This window comes from Pelomonas sp. KK5 (genome assembly GCF_001984095.1).
Classification (GTDB): domain Bacteria; phylum Pseudomonadota; class Gammaproteobacteria; order Burkholderiales; family Burkholderiaceae_C; genus KK5.
The window spans coordinates 39,065-55,862 of record NZ_LYVQ01000001.1; the positions used below are offsets into that span (position 1 = coordinate 39,065).

Annotated in this window: 20 protein-coding genes; 13 read left to right on the forward strand and 7 right to left on the reverse strand. The window is 69.3% G+C overall.

The genetic code is table 11. The features are described 5' to 3' along the window. Positions 1–77 precede the first annotated feature (77 nt). The 12 genes from B0W88_RS00130 to B0W88_RS00185 all read left to right on the forward strand — a co-directional run bounded on the left by B0W88_RS00130 (position 78) and on the right by B0W88_RS00185 (position 10,938). Positions 78–845 (forward strand): SDR family NAD(P)-dependent oxidoreductase, encoded by a 768-nt coding sequence (locus tag B0W88_RS00130; protein WP_077032608.1) that lies wholly within the window; start codon positions 78–80, stop codon positions 843–845. Then, positions 842–1,882 (forward strand): aldose epimerase family protein, encoded by a 1,041-nt coding sequence (locus B0W88_RS00135; protein ID WP_077032609.1) that lies wholly within the window; start codon positions 842–844, stop codon positions 1,880–1,882. The genes B0W88_RS00130 and B0W88_RS00135 overlap by 4 nt, the downstream gene beginning before the upstream one ends. 71 nt (positions 1,883–1,953) lie before the next feature. Continuing rightward, positions 1,954–2,910, forward strand: coding sequence for an ABC transporter substrate-binding protein (locus B0W88_RS00140; RefSeq protein ID WP_077032610.1), 957 nt, complete (start codon positions 1,954–1,956; stop codon positions 2,908–2,910). A 141-nt stretch (positions 2,911–3,051) separates the two neighbouring features. Continuing rightward, positions 3,052–4,524, forward strand: coding sequence for a sugar ABC transporter ATP-binding protein (locus tag B0W88_RS00145; protein WP_233151572.1), 1,473 nt, complete (start codon positions 3,052–3,054; stop codon positions 4,522–4,524). After that, a complete protein-coding gene (locus B0W88_RS00150) occupies positions 4,524–5,552 on the forward strand; it encodes an ABC transporter permease (protein WP_077032612.1) in 1,029 nt (342 codons plus the stop codon). Before B0W88_RS00145 ends, B0W88_RS00150 begins: the two co-directional genes overlap by 1 nt. Then, a complete protein-coding gene (gene yjfF, locus B0W88_RS00155) occupies positions 5,549–6,505 on the forward strand; it encodes a galactofuranose ABC transporter, permease protein YjfF (protein WP_077032613.1) in 957 nt (318 codons plus the stop codon). Before B0W88_RS00150 ends, yjfF begins: the two co-directional genes overlap by 4 nt. Positions 6,506–6,535: 30 nt before the next feature. After that, positions 6,536–7,516 carry a 2-dehydro-3-deoxygalactonokinase gene (locus tag B0W88_RS00160; protein WP_083748456.1) on the forward strand — a complete coding sequence of 327 codons (981 nt, stop codon included), beginning with the start codon at positions 6,536–6,538 and terminating at the stop codon, positions 7,514–7,516. Continuing rightward, positions 7,513–8,142: a 2-dehydro-3-deoxy-6-phosphogalactonate aldolase gene (locus B0W88_RS00165; protein WP_077032614.1), complete on the forward strand. Its 630-nt coding sequence runs from the start codon at positions 7,513–7,515 to the stop codon at positions 8,140–8,142. Before B0W88_RS00160 ends, B0W88_RS00165 begins: the two co-directional genes overlap by 4 nt. After that, the gene (locus tag B0W88_RS00170) at positions 8,139–9,041 is read left to right on the forward strand and encodes an SMP-30/gluconolactonase/LRE family protein (protein WP_077032615.1); all 903 of its coding nucleotides are present in this window, start codon (positions 8,139–8,141) and stop codon (positions 9,039–9,041) included. Before B0W88_RS00165 ends, B0W88_RS00170 begins: the two co-directional genes overlap by 4 nt. A gap of 34 nt (positions 9,042–9,075) precedes the next feature. Continuing rightward, on the forward strand, positions 9,076–9,417 hold the full coding sequence (locus B0W88_RS00175; protein ID WP_077032616.1) for a hypothetical protein: 342 nt from the start codon (positions 9,076–9,078) through the stop codon (positions 9,415–9,417). A 150-nt stretch (positions 9,418–9,567) separates the two neighbouring features. After that, a complete protein-coding gene (locus B0W88_RS00180) occupies positions 9,568–9,987 on the forward strand; it encodes a PaaI family thioesterase (RefSeq protein ID WP_077032617.1) in 420 nt (139 codons plus the stop codon). Positions 9,988–10,014: 27 nt separating this feature from the next. Continuing rightward, complete coding sequence (locus B0W88_RS00185; protein WP_233151573.1) at positions 10,015–10,938, forward strand: SDR family NAD(P)-dependent oxidoreductase; 924 nt, start codon at positions 10,015–10,017, stop codon at positions 10,936–10,938. On the opposite strand, the gene B0W88_RS00190 is transcribed toward B0W88_RS00185, so the two are convergent. The 4 genes from B0W88_RS00190 to B0W88_RS00205 form a co-directional block, all read right to left on the reverse strand. Further along, the gene (locus B0W88_RS00190; RefSeq protein WP_144006514.1) at positions 10,898–11,281 is read right to left on the reverse strand and encodes a hypothetical protein; all 384 of its coding nucleotides are present in this window, start codon (positions 11,279–11,281) and stop codon (positions 10,898–10,900) included. The two genes, B0W88_RS00185 and B0W88_RS00190, sit on opposite strands and share 41 nt — an antisense overlap. Positions 11,282–11,284: 3 nt before the next feature. After that, positions 11,285–12,034 carry a thioredoxin family protein gene (locus B0W88_RS00195; RefSeq protein ID WP_233151574.1) on the reverse strand — a complete coding sequence of 250 codons (750 nt, stop codon included), beginning with the start codon at positions 12,032–12,034 and terminating at the stop codon, positions 11,285–11,287. A gap of 185 nt (positions 12,035–12,219) precedes the next feature. Further along, on the reverse strand, positions 12,220–12,867 hold the full coding sequence (locus tag B0W88_RS00200; protein WP_077032619.1) for a PQQ-binding-like beta-propeller repeat protein: 648 nt from the start codon (positions 12,865–12,867) through the stop codon (positions 12,220–12,222). Between the two features lie 37 nt (positions 12,868–12,904). Beyond that, a complete protein-coding gene (locus B0W88_RS00205; RefSeq protein WP_077032620.1) occupies positions 12,905–14,107 on the reverse strand; it encodes a helix-turn-helix domain-containing protein in 1,203 nt (400 codons plus the stop codon). A gap of 145 nt (positions 14,108–14,252) precedes the next feature. Between B0W88_RS00205 and B0W88_RS00210 the strand changes: the two genes are divergently transcribed. Next, the gene (locus B0W88_RS00210) at positions 14,253–14,609 is read left to right on the forward strand and encodes a PspC domain-containing protein (protein WP_077032621.1); all 357 of its coding nucleotides are present in this window, start codon (positions 14,253–14,255) and stop codon (positions 14,607–14,609) included. A 14-nt stretch (positions 14,610–14,623) separates the two neighbouring features. Here the strand turns inward: B0W88_RS00210 and B0W88_RS00215 are convergent, their stop codons facing one another. From B0W88_RS00215 to B0W88_RS00225, 3 genes are all read right to left on the reverse strand, one after another. Beyond that, the gene (locus tag B0W88_RS00215; RefSeq protein ID WP_233151575.1) at positions 14,624–15,268 is read right to left on the reverse strand and encodes a L,D-transpeptidase; all 645 of its coding nucleotides are present in this window, start codon (positions 15,266–15,268) and stop codon (positions 14,624–14,626) included. A 139-nt stretch (positions 15,269–15,407) separates the two neighbouring features. Next, positions 15,408–16,271 carry a hypothetical protein gene (locus B0W88_RS00220; protein WP_144006516.1) on the reverse strand — a complete coding sequence of 288 codons (864 nt, stop codon included), beginning with the start codon at positions 16,269–16,271 and terminating at the stop codon, positions 15,408–15,410. Positions 16,272–16,336: 65 nt separating this feature from the next. Beyond that, entirely contained in the window at positions 16,337–16,762 is a 426-nt protein-coding gene (locus B0W88_RS00225; RefSeq protein ID WP_077032623.1) for a hypothetical protein, read from the reverse strand. Positions 16,763–16,798: the final 36 nt, after the last annotated feature.

A 16,798-nucleotide genomic window follows, 5' to 3' on the forward strand; every position in this document is an offset into this window, starting at 1 on the left:
TCAAAGTCGGTGTTATCCCTCTGATCGCCGGATTGATCGCCTTTTAGTATGACCATATTGACGTATCCCTCGCTCAGATGAATTCACTTGCAAGCTACCCGTCCCTGCGGGACCGGTCCGTGCTGATCACTGGTGGTGCAACCGGCATCGGTGCCTCGCTGGTCGAAGCCTTCGTCGCGCAAGGCGCGCGCGTGGGCTTCATCGACATCGCCGCCGAGGCCGGCCGCGAACTGGCCGAGCGCCTCGGCGCAGACGCTCATTTCGCGCCGCGCTTCCAGGCCGCCGACATCACCGACATCGCCGCGCTCGATGCGGCCATCGACGCGCTGCGTGCCCAGATCGGCCCGATCGCCGCGCTGCTGAACAACGCCGCCAACGACAAGCGGCACGACATGGACACCGTCACCAGCGAGAGCTGGGACGCCGGCATCGCCGTCAACATCAAGCACCAGTTCTTCGCGGCGAAGAACGTGGCCGCCGACATGCGCGCCGCCCGCACCGGCTCGATCATCAACTTCGGCTCGGTCAGCTGGCGCGCCAAGCAGGGCGGCATGCCGACCTACACGACGTCCAAGGCCGCGGTGCAGGGACTGACGCGCGGCCTCGCGCGCGACCTGGGCCCCTATGGCATCCGCGTCAACACGCTGGTGCCCGGCTGGGTGATGACCGAGAAGCAGGTGCGCCTGTGGGTCACCGAGGCAACCAAGGACGAGCTGGCACGCATGCAGTGCATCCCGACGGCGCTGCAGCCGCAGGACATCGCCTGCATGGCGCTGTTCCTGGCGGCGGACGACAGCCGGATGTGCACGGCGCAGGACTTCATCGTGGACGCCGGCTGGACATGAACAGGCGCCTGTATGGCACGCTGCCCGACGGCCGCCCGGTCCACGAATACACGCTGGACAACGGCCGCGGCCTGACGCTGCGCGCGATCGAGTACGGCGGCATCATCACCGAGCTGAACGTGCCCGACGCGAAGGGGCAGGGCGCCAACGTGATCCTCGGCTTCGCCACGCTGGACGACTACGTGGCGCGCAACGATCCGTACTTCGGCGCCCTGGTCGGCCGCTACGCGAACCGCATTGCCAACGGCCGCTTCACGCTCGACGGCGAGCCCTACCTGCTGGCGCAGAACGACGGCCCCAACTCGCTGCACGGCGGCCCGCGCGGCTTCAGCCGGCGGCTGTGGACCGTGGACGCGGCCAACGACACGGAGCTGCGGCTGAGCCTGGTCAGCGAGGACGGCGACGAGCACTTCCCCGGCCGGCTCGAGGTCAAGGTGCGCTACGCGCTGACGGCCGAGCAGGCCTTCGTCATCGACTACGAGGCTCGCGCCGACGCGCCCACGCCGATCAACCTGACCCACCACAACTACTTCAACCTGCGCGGCAGCGGCAGCGCGCTGGACCATGAGCTGACGCTGGCCTGCAGTCGCTTCCTCACGACCGGCCCGGGCCTGATCCCCAACGGCATCGCCGCCGTGCCGGGCACGCCCTTCGACTTCCGCGGCCCGCAGCGCATCGGCGCGCGCATCTGCGAGGGTGATGCGCAGTTGCTGGCCGCGCATGGCTACGACCACTGCTTCATCCTCGATGCGGCCGATGCCCAGCGGCCCATGCCCTGCGCCACGCTGCGCGACCCGGCATCCGGCCGCACGATGGACGTGCTGACCACCGAGCCCGCCGTGCAGTTCTATTCCGGCAATTTCCTCGACGGTTCGCTGCGCGGCTCCGGCGGCCAGGCCTACCGGCAGGGCGACGGCGTCTGCCTCGAGACCCAGCACTACCCCGATTCGCCCAACCACCCCGAATACCCGTCCACCGTGCTGCGGCCCGGCGAGACCTACAAGAGCACCACCGTGCACAGATTCAGGACCACCTGAACGGATCCACCGTTGTTTGCAGTTGTTGTTGCATTGCCCACCATCAACCCGACACAGGAGACAGTTCCATCATGAGTACCCAACGCCGCACCGTCCTTGCTGCTCTCGTGGCAGCCGGCTTGCCGCTGCACAAGGCCTTCGCGGCCGACAAGATCGTCCTGGGCTTCGCCCAGGTCGGCGCCGAGAGCGAATGGCGCGCCGCCAACACCCAGTCCGTCAAGGACTCGGCCAAGGAAGCCGGCATCGACCTGAAGTTCGCCGACGCCCAGCAGAAGCAGGAAAACCAGATCAAGGCCATCCGCGCCTTCATCGCCCAGAAGGTGGACGTGATCGCCTTCTCGCCGGTCGTCGCCTCGGGCTGGGGCCCGGTGCTGCGCGAGGCCAAGGCCGCCAAGATCCCGGTGATCCTCTCGGACCGCTCGGTCGACGAGAAGGACGACAGCCTGTGGGTCAGCTTCATGGGCTCCGACTTCACGGAAGAAGGCCGCCGCGCCGGCCGCTGGCTGGTCGAGAAGATGAAGGACGCCAAGGGCACGGTCAACATCGTCGAGCTGCAGGGCACGACCGGCTCGGCCCCGGCCATCGAGCGCAAGAAGGGCTTCGAGGAGGTCATCTCCAAGGACCCGAAGTACAAGATCATCCGCTCGCAGACCGGCGACTTCACCCGCGCCAAGGGCAAGGAGGTGATGGAAGCCTTCCTGAAGGCCGAGGGCAAGAAGATCAACGTGCTCTACGCGCACAACGACGACATGGCCATCGGCGCGATCCAGGCGATCGAGGAAGCCGGCATGAAGCCCGCCAAGGACATCACGATCATCTCGATCGACGGCGTCAAGGGCGCGTTCGAGGCGATGATCGCCGGCAAGCTGAACGTCAGCGTCGAGTGCTCGCCGCTGCTGGGCCCGCAGCTGATGCAGGCTGTGAAGGATCTGAAGGCGGGCAAGACGCTGCCCAAGCGCATCGTGACGCAGGAAGGCGTGTTCCCGATGGAAGTGGCGGCGAAGGAATTCCCGAACCGGAAGTACTGAACACGCCGTTCGGGACGAACACCGTTCGGGCTGAGCCTGTCGAAGCCTTCGACAAGCTCAGGCCGAACGGTTTGTCGTACGCGCTATTTCTGTTCTCGAGACTCAACCTTGAATTCAAGCGTCGTACTTGAAGCGCGCGGGGTGACTCGCCGCTTCACCGGCGTCCTCGCCCTCTCCAACGTGGACTTCCGCCTGCGCCCCGGCGAGATCCATGCGTTGATGGGCCAGAACGGCGCCGGCAAGTCCACCCTGATCCGCGTGTTGACCGGCGTTTTCCCGCCCGATGCAGGCGAGGTACGCCTGGCCGGCGAACTGATCCGTCCGGCTTCCCCCGCCGCCGCGCAGAAGCTGGGCATCTCCACCGTCTACCAGGAGGTGAACCTCTGCCCGAACCTGTCGGTGGCGGAGAACATCTTCGCGGGCCGCTATCCGCGCAAGGGCCTGCTGCGCCGCATCGACTGGTCGCGCATGCAGCGCGAGGCGCGCGAGTTGCTGGCGCGGCTCAATCTCGACGTCGACGTTACGAAGCTGCTCTCCAGCTATCCGGTCGCCGTGCAGCAGATGGTGGCCATCGCCCGCGCGCTGTCGGTGCAGGCCAAGGTGCTGATCCTTGACGAGCCCACGTCGAGCCTGGACGAGCAGGAGGTCGAGCGCTTCTTCGCCGTGCTGCGGCGCCTGCGCGGCGAGGGCATGGCCATCCTCTTCGTCACCCACTTCTTCGAGCAGATGTATGCGATCTCGGATCGCATCACCGTGCTGCGCAACGGCGAGTTCGTCGGCGAATGGCTGAAGGACGAGCTGCCGCCGAACGCGCTGATCACCGCCATGGTCGGCCGCGAGCTGAGCGCCGCCGCCGGTCGCAGCGAGGCGCCGATCGATGTCAGTGGGGTTCCGCAGTTAGCGGCCCAGGGCTTCGGCCGCCGCGGCATGCTGCAGCCGGTCGACATCGCGCTGCACCGCGGCGAGGTGGTCGGTGTCGGCGGCCTGCTCGGCTCGGGCCGCACCGAGCTCGCGCGGCTGCTGTTCGGCCTGGACCGCTGCGACAGCGGAGAGCTGCAGGTCGACGGCCAGCGGGTCAAGTTCGACAAGCCCGCCCAGGCGATCCGCCAGGGCCTGGCCATGTGCCCCGAGGAGCGCAAGCACGACGGCATCGTGGCCGAGCTGTCGGTGCGCGAGAACATCGCGCTGGCGCTGCAGGCGCGGCTGGGCATCTGGAAGTACATCCCGCGCAGCCGCCAGAAGGAGATGGCCGAGCGCTTCGTGAAATCGCTGGGCATCAAGACGGCTGACATCGAGACCCCGATCGCGCTGCTCTCCGGCGGCAACCAGCAGAAGGTCGTGCTGGCCCGCTGGCTCGCCACCGAGCCGAAGCTGCTGATCCTTGACGAGCCCACGCGTGGCATCGACGTCGCCGCCAAGCAGGAGATCATGAACGAGATCCTCGCCCTGGCCCGCAGCGGCCTGGCCGTGCTGTTCATCTCCTCGGAGATGGACGAGGTAGTGCGCGTGTCCGACCGCATCGTCGTGCTGCGCGACCGCGCCAAGGTCGGCGAGCTGCCCGGCAACAGCTCGGAGCAGGCGGTCTATCACCTCATCGCATCCGGGCAAAACTGATGTTGAAACACCGCCTCTTCTGGCCCCTCGTCACGCTGCTGCTGATCCTCGCCGTCGACGCCACCTTCAACCCCGGCTTCTGGCGCATCGAGTGGCGCGACGGGCACCTCTACGGCAGCATCATCGACATCCTCAACCGCGCCGCCCCGCTGGCCCTGGTGGCCCTGGGCATGACGCTGGTGATCGCCACCCGCGGCATCGACATCTCGGTCGGCGCAACGATCGCGATCGCCGCCATCGTCGCCGCCTCGATGATCGGCGGCGACCTGGTGATCAAGAACGGCGTGTCGGTCCGCGTGGCGCACAACCCGATGTGGCTGGCGATCCTGGCGGCACTCGCGGCGGCCACGCTGTGCGGCCTGTGGAACGGCTTCCTCGTGGCCCGGGTCGGCATGCAGCCGATCATCGCCACGCTGATCCTGATGGTGGCCGGCCGCGGCATCGCCCAGCTGATGAGCGACGGCCAGATCGTCACCGTCTACTACGAGCCCTTCTTCTTCGTCGGCAACGGCTATCTCGTCGGCCTGCCCTTCGCCGTCTACATCGCCGCCGCCGTGTGGCTGGTGCTGCACCTCCTGATGACGCGCACCGCTCTAGGCCTGTTCATCCAGAGCATCGGCATCAACCCGGCCGCCTCGCGCATGGCCGGCCTGCCCGAGCGCGCGATCACGATCTGCGTCTACGCCTTCTGCGGCCTGGCCGCGGGCGTGGCGGGGCTGGTCATCAGCTCCAACGTCAAGAGCGCGGATGCCAACAACGCCGGCGTGCTGATGGAGCTGGATGCGATCCTCGCCGTCACGCTGGGCGGCACGCTGCTGACCGGCGGCCGCTTCAGCCTGGCCGGCAGCGTGATCGGCGCGCTGATCATCCAGACGCTGACCTCCACCATCTACTCGATCGGCGTGCCGCCGGAGATCAACCTGGTCGTCAAGGCGGCGGTGGTCTTCGTCGTGATGCTGCTGCAGTCGGCGGAATTCCGCTCGACCGTGTTCCGCCTGGCTGTCCGTACCGCTTCCCCCGCTCCATGAAGCTTCCCGATTCCCGCTTCCTGCCGCTGGCCGGCACGATCGCCGTCTTCCTGCTGATCGAGGTCTTCGGTGCCGTCATGTACCGCGGCTTCTTCTCGCCCCAGGTCTTCCTGAACCTGCTGATCGACAACGGCTTCCTGCTGATCGTCGGCGTCGGCATGACCTTCGTGATCCTCTCAGGCGGCATCGATCTCTCGGTCGGCTCGGTGATCGCGCTGACGACGATGATGTCCTCGGCGCTGGCCGAGCACCGGCACTGGAGCGCCTGGCAGGCGATCCCGCTGGTGCTGGCCGTGGGCACGGTGTTCGGCGCGGCGCAGGGCTGGCTGATCCAGCGCTTCCGGCTGCAGCCCTTCATCGTCACGCTGGCCGGCATGTTCCTGGCGCGCGGCCTGTGCTACCTGATCAGCGTGGACTCGATCACGATCACCGAGACGGGCTATGTGGGGATCTCGGAGACCCGCTTCCAGCTCTTCGAAGGCGCCTCGATCAGCGTCGGCGCGCTGGTCGCGCTGCTGATGCTCGCCGTCGGCATCTGGCTGGCCCACGCCACCGAGTTCGGCCGCACCGTCTACGCGATCGGCGGCAGCGAGGCCTCGGCGCTGCTGATGGGCCTGCCGGTCAAGCGCACGACGGTGCTGGTCTACACGCTCAGCGGCTTCTGCTCGGCGCTGGCCGGCGTGGTCTTCACCTTCTACATGCTCAGCGGCTATGCGCTGCACGCGGTGGGCGCGGAGCTGGACGCGATCGCCGCGGTCGTGATCGGCGGCACGCTGCTGTCGGGCGGCACCGGCTATGTGTTCGGCACGCTGTTCGGCGTGCTGATCCTGGGGTCGATCCAGACGCTGATCGCCTTCGACGGCTCGCTCAGCTCCTGGTGGACCCGCATCGTCATCGGCGCGCTGCTGTTCCTGTTCTGCCTGCTCCAACGCGCCTTCGAGCGCCGTCACTGACCGGTGCTAACGTCCAATCTCGACGCAGTCATGGACCGGGACGGCACGATGGTGAATTCGACGACGACCAGCAGCAAGGAGCTGCGCGAGGCCACGCTGATCGGCCTCGACTGGGGCAGCACCGGCCTGCGCACCTGGCTGATCGGCGACGGGGGCCAGGTCTTGCGTGCGCGGCAGGCGCCGCTGGGCGCCTCGATGCTGTCCGGCGAGGCGGCCTGGCGCCAGGCGCTGGAGCAGTTCAGCGGCGACTGGCAGCGCGCCCGGCCCGAGCTGCCGCTGCTGGCCTGCGGCATGGTCGGCGCGCAGCACGGCTGGCGCGAGGCGCCCTATGCGCCGTGCCCGGCCGATGCCGCCGCGCTGGCCGCGCGCATGCGAGAGCCGGGCCCCGAGGGCCTGCGCATCGTGCCCGGCCTGCTGGACGATCCGCACGAGGGCACGCCCGACGTGATGCGTGGCGAGGAGACGCAGGTCTTCGGCGCGCTGGCCCTGCATCCGGAGCTGGCCGATGCCACGTTGATCCTGCCCGGCACGCACAGCAAGTGGGTGCGGCTGCGCGGTGGCCGGGTGCTGGGCTTCTCGACGCAGATGACCGGGGAGCTGTTCGCGCTGCTGCGGCGGCACTCGGTGCTGGCGAAGCTGATGCCCGATGACGAGACGCCGGCCGAGCCCGACTGGGAGGCCTTCCGCCAAGGCGTGGATACGGCCCGCGACCAGGGCGCCGGCGAGGGCCTGCTGCACCAGCTCTTCGGCGTGCGCGCGCTGGGGCTGACCGCCCGGCTGGCGGCGAGCGCGTCGGCGGACTATCTGTCGGGCCTGCTGATCGGCCACGAGCTGACGGTCGGCGTCGCCACGCTGCTGCCGGTGCAGCCACTGGCGCTGGTCGGCGAGCCGGCGCTGTGCCGCCGCTATGTCGAGGCGCTGAAGCACTTCGGCGTGCATGAGGTCAAGCAACTGGACAACACCGCGCCGGCGGGCCTGTGGCGGCTGGCGCGGGAACTGGAGCTGGCGTGAGGGACGATTTCGATGCGGCTTTCGAGGCCCTGCCGCTGGTGGCGATCCTGCGCGGCATCCGGCCGGACGAGGTGGTGCCGGTCGGCGCCGCGCTGGTCGAGGCCGGCTTCCGCCTGATCGAGGTGCCGCTGAATTCGCCCGATCCGCTCGTGTCGATCGAGAGGCTGGCGCGCAGCGTGCCGGCCGGCGTGATGGTCGGGGCCGGCACCGTGCTGTCCGAGAAGTCGGTGCGGGATGTGAAGGCAGCGGGCGGACGGCTGATCGTCATGCCGCATGCCGACGTCGCCGTCATCCGCGCCACCAAGGACGAGGGCATGGCCTGCGTTCCCGGCGTCGCCACCGTCACCGAGGCCTTCGCCGCGCTGGCGGCCGGCGCCGATGCGCTGAAGCTGTTCCCGGCCGAGCTGATCACGCCGACCGTCCTCAAGGCGATGCGCGCGGTGCTGCCGCCGGATCTGCGCCTGCTGCCCGTGGGCGGCGTCACGCCGGCCTCGATGGCCGCCTACCGCTCCGCCGGTGCGGCCGGCTTCGGCCTCGGCGGCGCCCTGTACCAAACCGGCTTCGACGCTGTCGCCGTAGGCGAACGCGCCCGCGGTTTCGTCGCGGCCTGGAGGACCAAGACATGAGCCATATGCAAGACCTGACCCTCGCCCTGTCGATGAACTCTACGCTGGGCGAAGGCATCGTCTGGCACCAGGGCCATTGGTGGTGGACCGACATCCAGCGATCGCGCCTGCATTGCTGGGACGGCGAGACGGCCGTGCCGCTGAGCTACCCGCTGCCCGACCGTCTCGGCTCCTTCGTCCACACCCGCTCGGGCCGGCTGATCCTCGGCCTGGCCAAGCGCGTCGTGCTGGCCCGCGTCCACGACGGCCATGTGGACATCCTCGCCACGCTGGCCGAGTTCGAGACCGATCTGGACGGCAACCGCAGCAACGACGGCCGCAGCGACCGCTTCGGCAACTATGTCTTCGGCACCATCCACGACGTGGCCGAGAAACGCGCCATCGCCAGCCTCTACCAGTTCTCGGCCCGCCACGGCCTGCGGCGCCTGAACCTGCCGCATGTGGCCATCGCCAACAGCATCTGCTTCAGCCCCGACGGTCGCACGATGTACTTCGCCGACACGCTGGACCGACGGATCCAGCAGGCCGACTACGACCCTGACACGGCCACGCTCTCGAACGTCCGCACCTTCGTCGACGTGACGACCCCACACGGCTGGCCCGACGGCGCGGTGATCGACCGCAACGGCTGCCTGTGGAACGCGCAATGGGGCGCCGGCGCCGTCGTGCAGTACAGCCCCGAGGGTCAGGTCATGCGCACGCTGCACCTGGCCGGCCCGCATTCCAGCTGCCCGGCACTCGGTGGGCCCGATGGTGACCAGTTGATGGTCACCACGGCCAGGCAGGAACTCAGCGAGCAACAGCTGGCGCAGTGGCCGCTGTCGGGGAGCCTGTTCACTGCAAGGATTGAGGCGGCACTGGCGCTGGCGGATGGGGAGTTCGACGACACAAGCCTGTAGGATCCGGGGTCTTGCCCAATGCTTGTTGGATGCTATGGCAGACCGTCCCGAATTGCTCGACTATGTGGCGTTTTTCGAGGTCGAGCCCGAGTGGGTGCATCCGGATGGCTGGTATTGCGGCGCTCGGTTTCGCACGCAGCGCGGCAGCGATTTGGTGGTAGCTACCGTCGCACCCGATGAAGCCGAGTTCTCGGTTCAATGGTGGCAGGGAGAGGTGAGCCGAACGAAGTTCCAATCCGTTATGGTCTGCGCGTGGGAGCTTGAATGCTCACCAGGCCGTGAATTGCTTCGGGTCAGGTTCAGCGACGAGCGCTTGAAGTTCTGTGTGCTTCACTTGAAGCCGCATGTGTCGGTTGAATGGGCCATGACCTGGTGAAGATGGCAGCCAGCCCGTCATGCCGACGGAAACCCGACGGCCGGCCGAACGCAGACGAACTCCCCTTGCGTCCAGTGTCTCCGTCGCGACCAGCCCGCCGACCGACATGCTCTACCGTCCCGACTTCCCATCGAGACGAAGTACACCTCCATGAACCCGGATGTCCCGTCGCTGGAAATGCTGAGGTCGCTCAATGAGCTTGCCGCGTTCAATCGCTGGTGCGGGATCGAGGTGGCGCAAGCGGACGTCGGGAGCGTCGTGATCGAGATGCCCTGGCGGGAGGAGGTCGGCCAGTATGTCGGGTTCATGCATGCCGGCGTCGTCGGCGCATTGATCGATACGGCGTGCGGCTACGCGGCAGCCACGGTGGCAGGAAGCAAGCTGCTGGCCTCGCACTTCTCGGTCAACTGTCTTCGCCCTGCCGTCGGTGATCGCTTCATCGCAAAGGCGAGGGTCGTCAAGCCGGGCAAGTCGCAGATCTTCACGTCCTGCGAGCTGTATGGCCGAGCCGCCGGGAAGGAGGTGCTCGTTGCCACGGGAGAGACGCTTCTTTCGGTAGTCAGCAAGTGAAGCCCTGGCCGACCAGGAAAAATGACGATGACAATCAGCAGCATGCAACACGACAACAACAGCCAGAACAACAAGCCCCTGAATGCCCGCGTGGCCATCGTGACCGGCGCCGGCGGCGGCCTCGGCCGTACCCACGCGCTGGAGCTGGCGCGCCATGGCGCGCGCGTCGTCGTCAACGAGTTGAACGCCGATGCGGCGGCGAAGGTGGCCGGTGAGATTCAGGCGGCAGGCGGCGAGGCGCTGGCGATCGCCGGCGACGTGACCGACTTCGCGCAGATGCAGGCGATGGCCGCGCAGGTGGTCGCCGCCTGGGGCCGCATCGACATCCTCGTCAACAACGCCGGCATCCTGCGCGACAGGAGCTTCGCCAAGATGACGATGGAGGACTTCCGCCTGGTGATGGACGTCCACGTGATGGGCGCCGTCCACTGCACCAAGGCCGTCTGGGCGCAGATGCAGGAGCAGCAGTACGGCCGCATCGTGATGACGACCTCCTCCTCGGGCCTGTACGGCAACTTCGGCCAGTCCAACTACGGCGCGGCCAAGATGGCGCTGGTGGGCCTGATGCAGACGCTGGCGCTGGAAGGCGCCAAGCGCAACATCCGCGTCAACTGCCTGGCGCCGACGGCGGCCACGCAGATGACCGAGAACCTGCTGCCCGCAGCGGCGCTGGCGCTGCTGACGCCGGAGCGCGTGAGCCCGGGCCTGCTGGCGCTGGTCCAGGACGAAGCGCCGACGCGGATGATCCTGCTGGCCGGCGCCGGCAGCTTCGAGAGCGCCCATGTGACGATGACCGAGGGCATCCACCTGGGCGATCTGGCCAGTTCCGCCGAGCAGCTCTGCGAGCGCCTGGCGGAAGTTCAGGACCGCAGCGAAGGCGAAGTCGTGCCGGCCCAGGGTTTCGAGCAGTTCATGCTGGAAGTGAAGAAGGCCGGCGCGGCGCTCGGCTGACGACGACGCGACGCGCCACGCCCGCGAGCAGGCCGGCGGCCAGCGGCATCGCCGCTGCATGCAAGGCCAGCGAGGCGCTGAAGAGGCCCTTGCCGCTGCCCGTGCAGAGCGCCGCCGACAACTCCGGCGCCGGCAGCGTGGCCATGCCATGCAGGGCGGTCAGGGCGAAGGACACGGTGGGCAGCGGCCCGCGGCACTGGCGCTGCATCACCGCAGCGCCGAGCAGCAGCCATTCACGCTCCAGCCCGAGCAGGGCGGCGGCCGTGATGGCGGCCATCGCGCAGCCATGGCCCGCCGCCAGCTGGACCGCGTCGCGCAAGACCTGACCCCGCGCGACACGCATGGCTCAGGCTCCGCAGCCGCAGGCCGAGGCGCCCGTCGCCGCCTCGTACCTGTCGTGATGCCGCACCCAGGACATCGTGTAGGGCAGGCTCTCCTCGTCGCGGCCCTTGGGCGCCAGGTCCAGCATCGGATAGGTGCCCATCATCACCTCGACGCCGCGGCCGTAGGTCGAGTAGCAGTGGTAGACCTCGCCGCTGGCCGGGTCGCGCCAGAAGGCGCTGACGCCGGGCGCTTCCTCATGGGGGAAGGGCTGCTTGCGGTAGTTGTAGTCCACCTCGCCGCTGCCCATGTCCTGCGGCGTGAAGCTGACGCCGAAGTCGAAGTTGAAGGTGCCGCCGGCGGAGGAGGCCCAGCGGAACTTCCAGCCCATGCGCTGGCGGAAGCGCTCGATCTCGGCCAGCGGCGCGCGCGAGATCGCGATGAAGCTCACGTCGCGCTGCGCCAGGTGCGGCCTCATCGCATCCACATGGTCGGCCATGAAGGAGCAGCTCTTGCAGCCTTCCTCCCAGCCCGGGCCGAGCATGAAGTGCTGCACCAGCAACTGGCTGCGGCCGTCGAACAGCTCGCTCAAGGCGCGCGGGCCCTGCGGCGTGTGGAAGACATAGGCGGCGTCGTCGAAGCGCACCCAGGGCAGGGCGCGGCGCTCGCGGGCGACCTGGTCCTGCAGGCGGGTCAGTTCCTTCTCGCGGGCCAGCAGCTGCAGGCGCTGGGCGAGCCAGGCGTCGCGCGAGGCGACGGGATGTTGGAGAAGCATCGGGGCATTCATCATGAAGTCCTTTCGCAAGGTAGAGGAACTGGGGTATTTCGGGCCGAGCGCCGGGCCGCCCCAAGCCGGCCCGCGTGGCTCGGCTTGCGGCTCGATGCCGCAAGCCGAGGCGTCCCCTCGGGGGACCGACCAGGCTCGCCCGCGTTCAGCACGGCGAGACTGGGCGAGGGGTCTCAAGCCCTGGGGCGACGGACGGCGCGGACCTTGCCGCTGCTGCCGCCGCCGGCGTAGAGGAGGTCGGCGCCATCGGATTCCAGGCCGCTGACGCCGGTGCCGGCGGGCATCTGCAGCTGCTCGAGCACCGCGCCGTTCTTCGGGTCGATGCGGCGGATCTCGCTCTCGTCGCCTTCCCAGGTGCCGTGCCAGAGCTGGCCGTCCACCCAGGTGACGCCGGTGACGAAGCGGTTGGTCTCGATCGTGCGGATCACGCGGCCGTCGGCCGGGTCGATCTGGTGGATCCTGCGGGCCCGGTATTCGCCGACCCACAGGCTGCCTTCGGCCCAGGCCAGGCCGGAGTCGCCGCCCTTGCCGGGCGCGGGGATGGTGGCGAGCACCTTGCCGTTGTCGGGATCGATCTTGTCGATGCGGGCCTCGGCGATCTGCCACAGGTGGCGGCCGTCGAAGGCGGTGCCGGCGTGGCCGGCGCAGGCCAGGCTGCGGGTGGCGGCGCCGCTGTTCGGGTCGAAGGCGATCAGCCGCTCGCCGGCCGAGAACCAGACGCGCTCGCCGTCGTGGGTGACGCCGTTGACCTTCTCGCCGCCGGGGAATGGCCCGTACTCGCGCACGATCTCGGCGGGCCTGCTTTCGCTAACGTTCTTCATCGACTGACTCCCATCGCTGGTTTCGATGGGATGGACTCTAGTCAGTCGGCAGCGCAGCGGGGAGTAACAAGATCGTCGTGAAAGGCGCCAGCGGGGCGGCGAGCCAGCGCTGCGCGCGGGCGCGGCCGATCGCGCGCACGCGCCCGGCCTGTTGCAGGTCGGCCAGCGCGCGCTGCACCGTGCGCTGGCTGGCATCGAGCGCCAGCGCCAGCGCCGAGGTGGACCAGGGCGCCCCGTCGGCCAGCAGGGCCAGCAGGCTCGCGTTGTCCTCGCCGGCGATGGGTGGCTCGAGCCGCAGCACGGGGCGCTCGCAGCGCAGCGCGAAGCCGCGCGGAGTGGCCTCGACGCTGGCGATCCCCTTGAGCAGCGCACGCAGCCGGCCGATCTCCACGCGCAGCCGCGCGCGGTGCGTGTCGTCCGGCTCGCGCAGGCGGAACACCCGCTCGATCAGTTGCTCGCGCGCGGCGTCTTCCGGCCAGGCCGCGGCCAGCTCGCGGGCCAGTGCGAACAGCAGCGGGCGCCGCGTGAGGGGGAGCCAGGTCTTGCCGGCGGCGATGCCCCGGCGGCAGGCATCGACGACCAGCGCGTCCCCGACGAGCAAGGCCTGCACTTCCTCCAGCCGCAGCGGCGCGCCGTCGGCATCGCGTGCGGCGGGCCGCTGCAGGGCGCCGGCGGTGTCGTCCACCTCGGCGATCAGGGCGGGCACGCCGGCCTGGCGGGCCGAGGCGCGCGCGCGTTCCAGCGCCGCGCGGGCAGCGCCGGTGTCCAGCGAGCGCAGGGCCAGCTCGGCCTCGCACAGCGCGGCCACCGTGGCCAGTGGCGGCGGCAGGCGGTCCAGTCCGCGCAGGGCGGCGCGCGCTTCGGCCAGGCGCCCGATCAGCAGCAGGCGCCGAGCGGCGAGCAGCCGTGCCTGGCGTGCGTTGGCGGGGTCGCCGTGGGCTTCGAGCGTCTGCGCCGCGGTCTCGAGTGCGCGCGGCGAGCTGTCCAGCTCGCGCAGCGCCAGGGCGATCTCGGCCTCGGCCACGATGCAGCGCGCCCGCGCCCGTGGCTCATGGGCGCCGAAGCGGCGGGCCGCCGCGCGCAGCAACTCGCGGGCGCGCCGGTGCTCGCCCAGCTGCGCCATCGCGATGCCGCGCAGCGCCAGCGCCGGCGGGTCCTCGCGCAGCGCCACGTGCTTGAGCGCGCGCAGCGGGTCGCCCAGGGCCAGTGCGCGGCCCGCGGCCTCGATCAATGAATCCATGGGCGGCGAGCGTACGGCATGTCGGCGCCTGCGGCGTCCTGTACCGGCGCCAGGGCCGCCTGTCGCAGCGCACTGGCCCGGCGATTGCCCGACGCTTATGCTGCGTTCATCGCATCAACGATCGACAAAAGGAAGGAAGAAGACCATGTCCCAAGCCGACGAACTCCACAAGCTGGCCGACCTGCATGCCCGCGGCGCGCTGACCGACGAGGAGTACGCGCGGGCCAAGGAGCGGGTGCTCTCCGGCGGCACGGCCCCGAACTTCACCTATGCGAGCGGCAGCAGCGGTAGCAACGGCAGCAGTTCCCCGGCGATGGACGGCATGAACTCGCTGCGCCGCAGCCGCGACGACCGCTGGCTCGGCGGCGTCTGCGGCGGCATCGCCCGCGTCACCGGCATGGCGTCGTGGATCTGGCGCCTGCTGTTCACGCTGCTGGTGCTGTGCGCCGGCTCGGGCGTCCTGCTCTACATCCTCCTCTGGATCTTCGTTCCGGAGGAATGAGCAGGAGCGAGTCTTCAGAGGCTCTGCGCGGCCACCGTCTGATTGCGCCCGGCACCGGCCATGCCGGCCTCGGTCTCGGGCAGCACGTAGACCACGCCGCGCTGGCGGCCCAGCGTGGGGGCGATGACGCCGTCGTAGAAGGCGGGCGCCACCACGATGCAGCCCAGAGAAATGCGCTTGTCGTCCGGGTTGGCCGAGGCCAGGCGCTCGGGGCGGCGCTGCTCGGCCGGCGCGGGGCGCAGGCGGTGGATGGCCACGGCGGCGCCGTAGTCCACCCAGACGATCGCCTCGCCCTTGATGTTGTGGCCGGGCTCGGAATCGAAGCGGCCGGCCGGCGTGGTCCGCTCGGCTAACGGAATACCTGTGCTGACCTTGGTGCCCACGCCCGGCGCCGACGCGTCGCCCCGCGCCAGGCCCAGCAGCGAGGAGGCCGAGCCGACCATCCTGCCGTCAGCCTCGAACACGTAGATCCGCGCCTGCTTCTTGTCGACGACGGCGAAGGGCTTGCCGGCAGTGTCCCCGCTGGCGAAGGCCTGCTCGGCCATGCGCCGCGCATCCGGGGTGACCGGCTGGCCGGAGAAATCGATGGGATGAGAAGATGTTGCCGCCATGGCGACCGATGTCGCCAGCGCGAGGAAAGCGCCTACCCAGTACTTCAAGTCCGCCGCTCCAGCACGATGCATCCGAGACCACGGATGCTTGTCGAGGCAGGAATGTACGGGAAGGGCGCAGGAACGCGCTTAGCCGCTCCTTAATCGGCGGCTTGCAGCGTGACCCAAATCACGCCGGAATAACTCGTTACATCGACGGACTTGCCATCGTGCCCTGGCGGGCAATCGACGTGCCCGCCGGCGTTGTCGCCAGCGCCGGGAATACCTGTTCCAGCCGCTTCTTCTCGGGCAGCACGTAGACGATGCCGCCCTGGCGCTTGAAGTTGGGCCACAGCACCTGCTCGAAGAACTCGGGCGGCATGTTGATGCAGCCGTAGCTGATGCGGCGGGCCTGGGCGTTGCGGGACTTGAGCCGCTCGGCGCGGTGCTCGGCGGGGTTGCTCAGGCGCACGCGGTGCATGGAGACGGCGGCGGCGTAGTCCACCCAGAGCACGTCCTCGGGCAGCGCATTGCGCCCCGGTTCGGCGCGGAAGCGGCCGGCGGGCGTCGTGCGTTCCCAGGGCTTCACGTCGGCGATGGGGCGGGTGCCGATGCCGGCCACGGTGTCGTCGCCGGCGGCATAGCCCAGCAGCACCGGCGAGGCGCCGATCAGCCGTCCACCCGGCTCGAACACGAACACCTTGGCGTTCCTCTTGTCGAGGATGGCGAAGTTGAGCCGGCCGTTGTCGGCCGTGTCGACGACCCAGCCGGCCAGGCGGCGGGCATCACGCGATGCCGGCTCGCCCTTCATGTCCAGCTCGCGCTGCAGCGGCGGCGGCACGACGGGCGCGCGCGCCTGCTGATGCGGCGCAGCGTCCGGGTGATGCACGGCCGCGACGGCGGGCCGGGCATGGAAGAAGAGGGGGATGACCGGGCGGGCGCCCGGCCTGAGTGGGACCACCAGCACGATGGCGGCGGCGCCCAGCAGCACGATCTGCAACAGGCGCTCGACCTGGCCGCGGTGTTGGTGGACCCACTCCTGCGCGCGGTGAAGAACGGGAGGCATGCTCATTTCTCTTTATTGATCGTGGCAGTACCCGTTCACCGGCTTTCTCTCAAGGCTTGCAGTGGCGGCGCTCAGTTCCGGTCGGCCCGCGGGGCGCGCTCGGTGGTCATGGGGCTCGGCTCGGTGGCGGGTGCGCTCGGGGCGGTCGCCGTCGTGTCGGTCGAGGTGGTGGCGCTGTTGTCCTGCTGGGCGGTGCTGCTCATGCCGTTGTCGGTGGCCGTCGAGTTGCTCGTGTCGGCCGGAGCGGTCGTCGCCTGGGTGTTGTCGCCCGGGGTGGCATTGGCGTCGGTTGCCTGCTGGGCGCTCATGTTGTCGGGGCTGCGCCAGTCGGGCGTTGCTGTCGTGCCGCGGTTCACGGCGTCGGTCGCGTCGCTCTGCTGGGCGGTGGCCGTGGTCGAGGTGTCGGCCGGCTGGTCGCTGGTCTGCGCATAGGCCAGGCCGATGGCGCTGACGAGGGCGACGGCCGCGGCGGCGGTAGACAGGTGCTTGTTCATCATGGGTCTTACTCCTTGGTTGAGAACCGGAAATAGCTC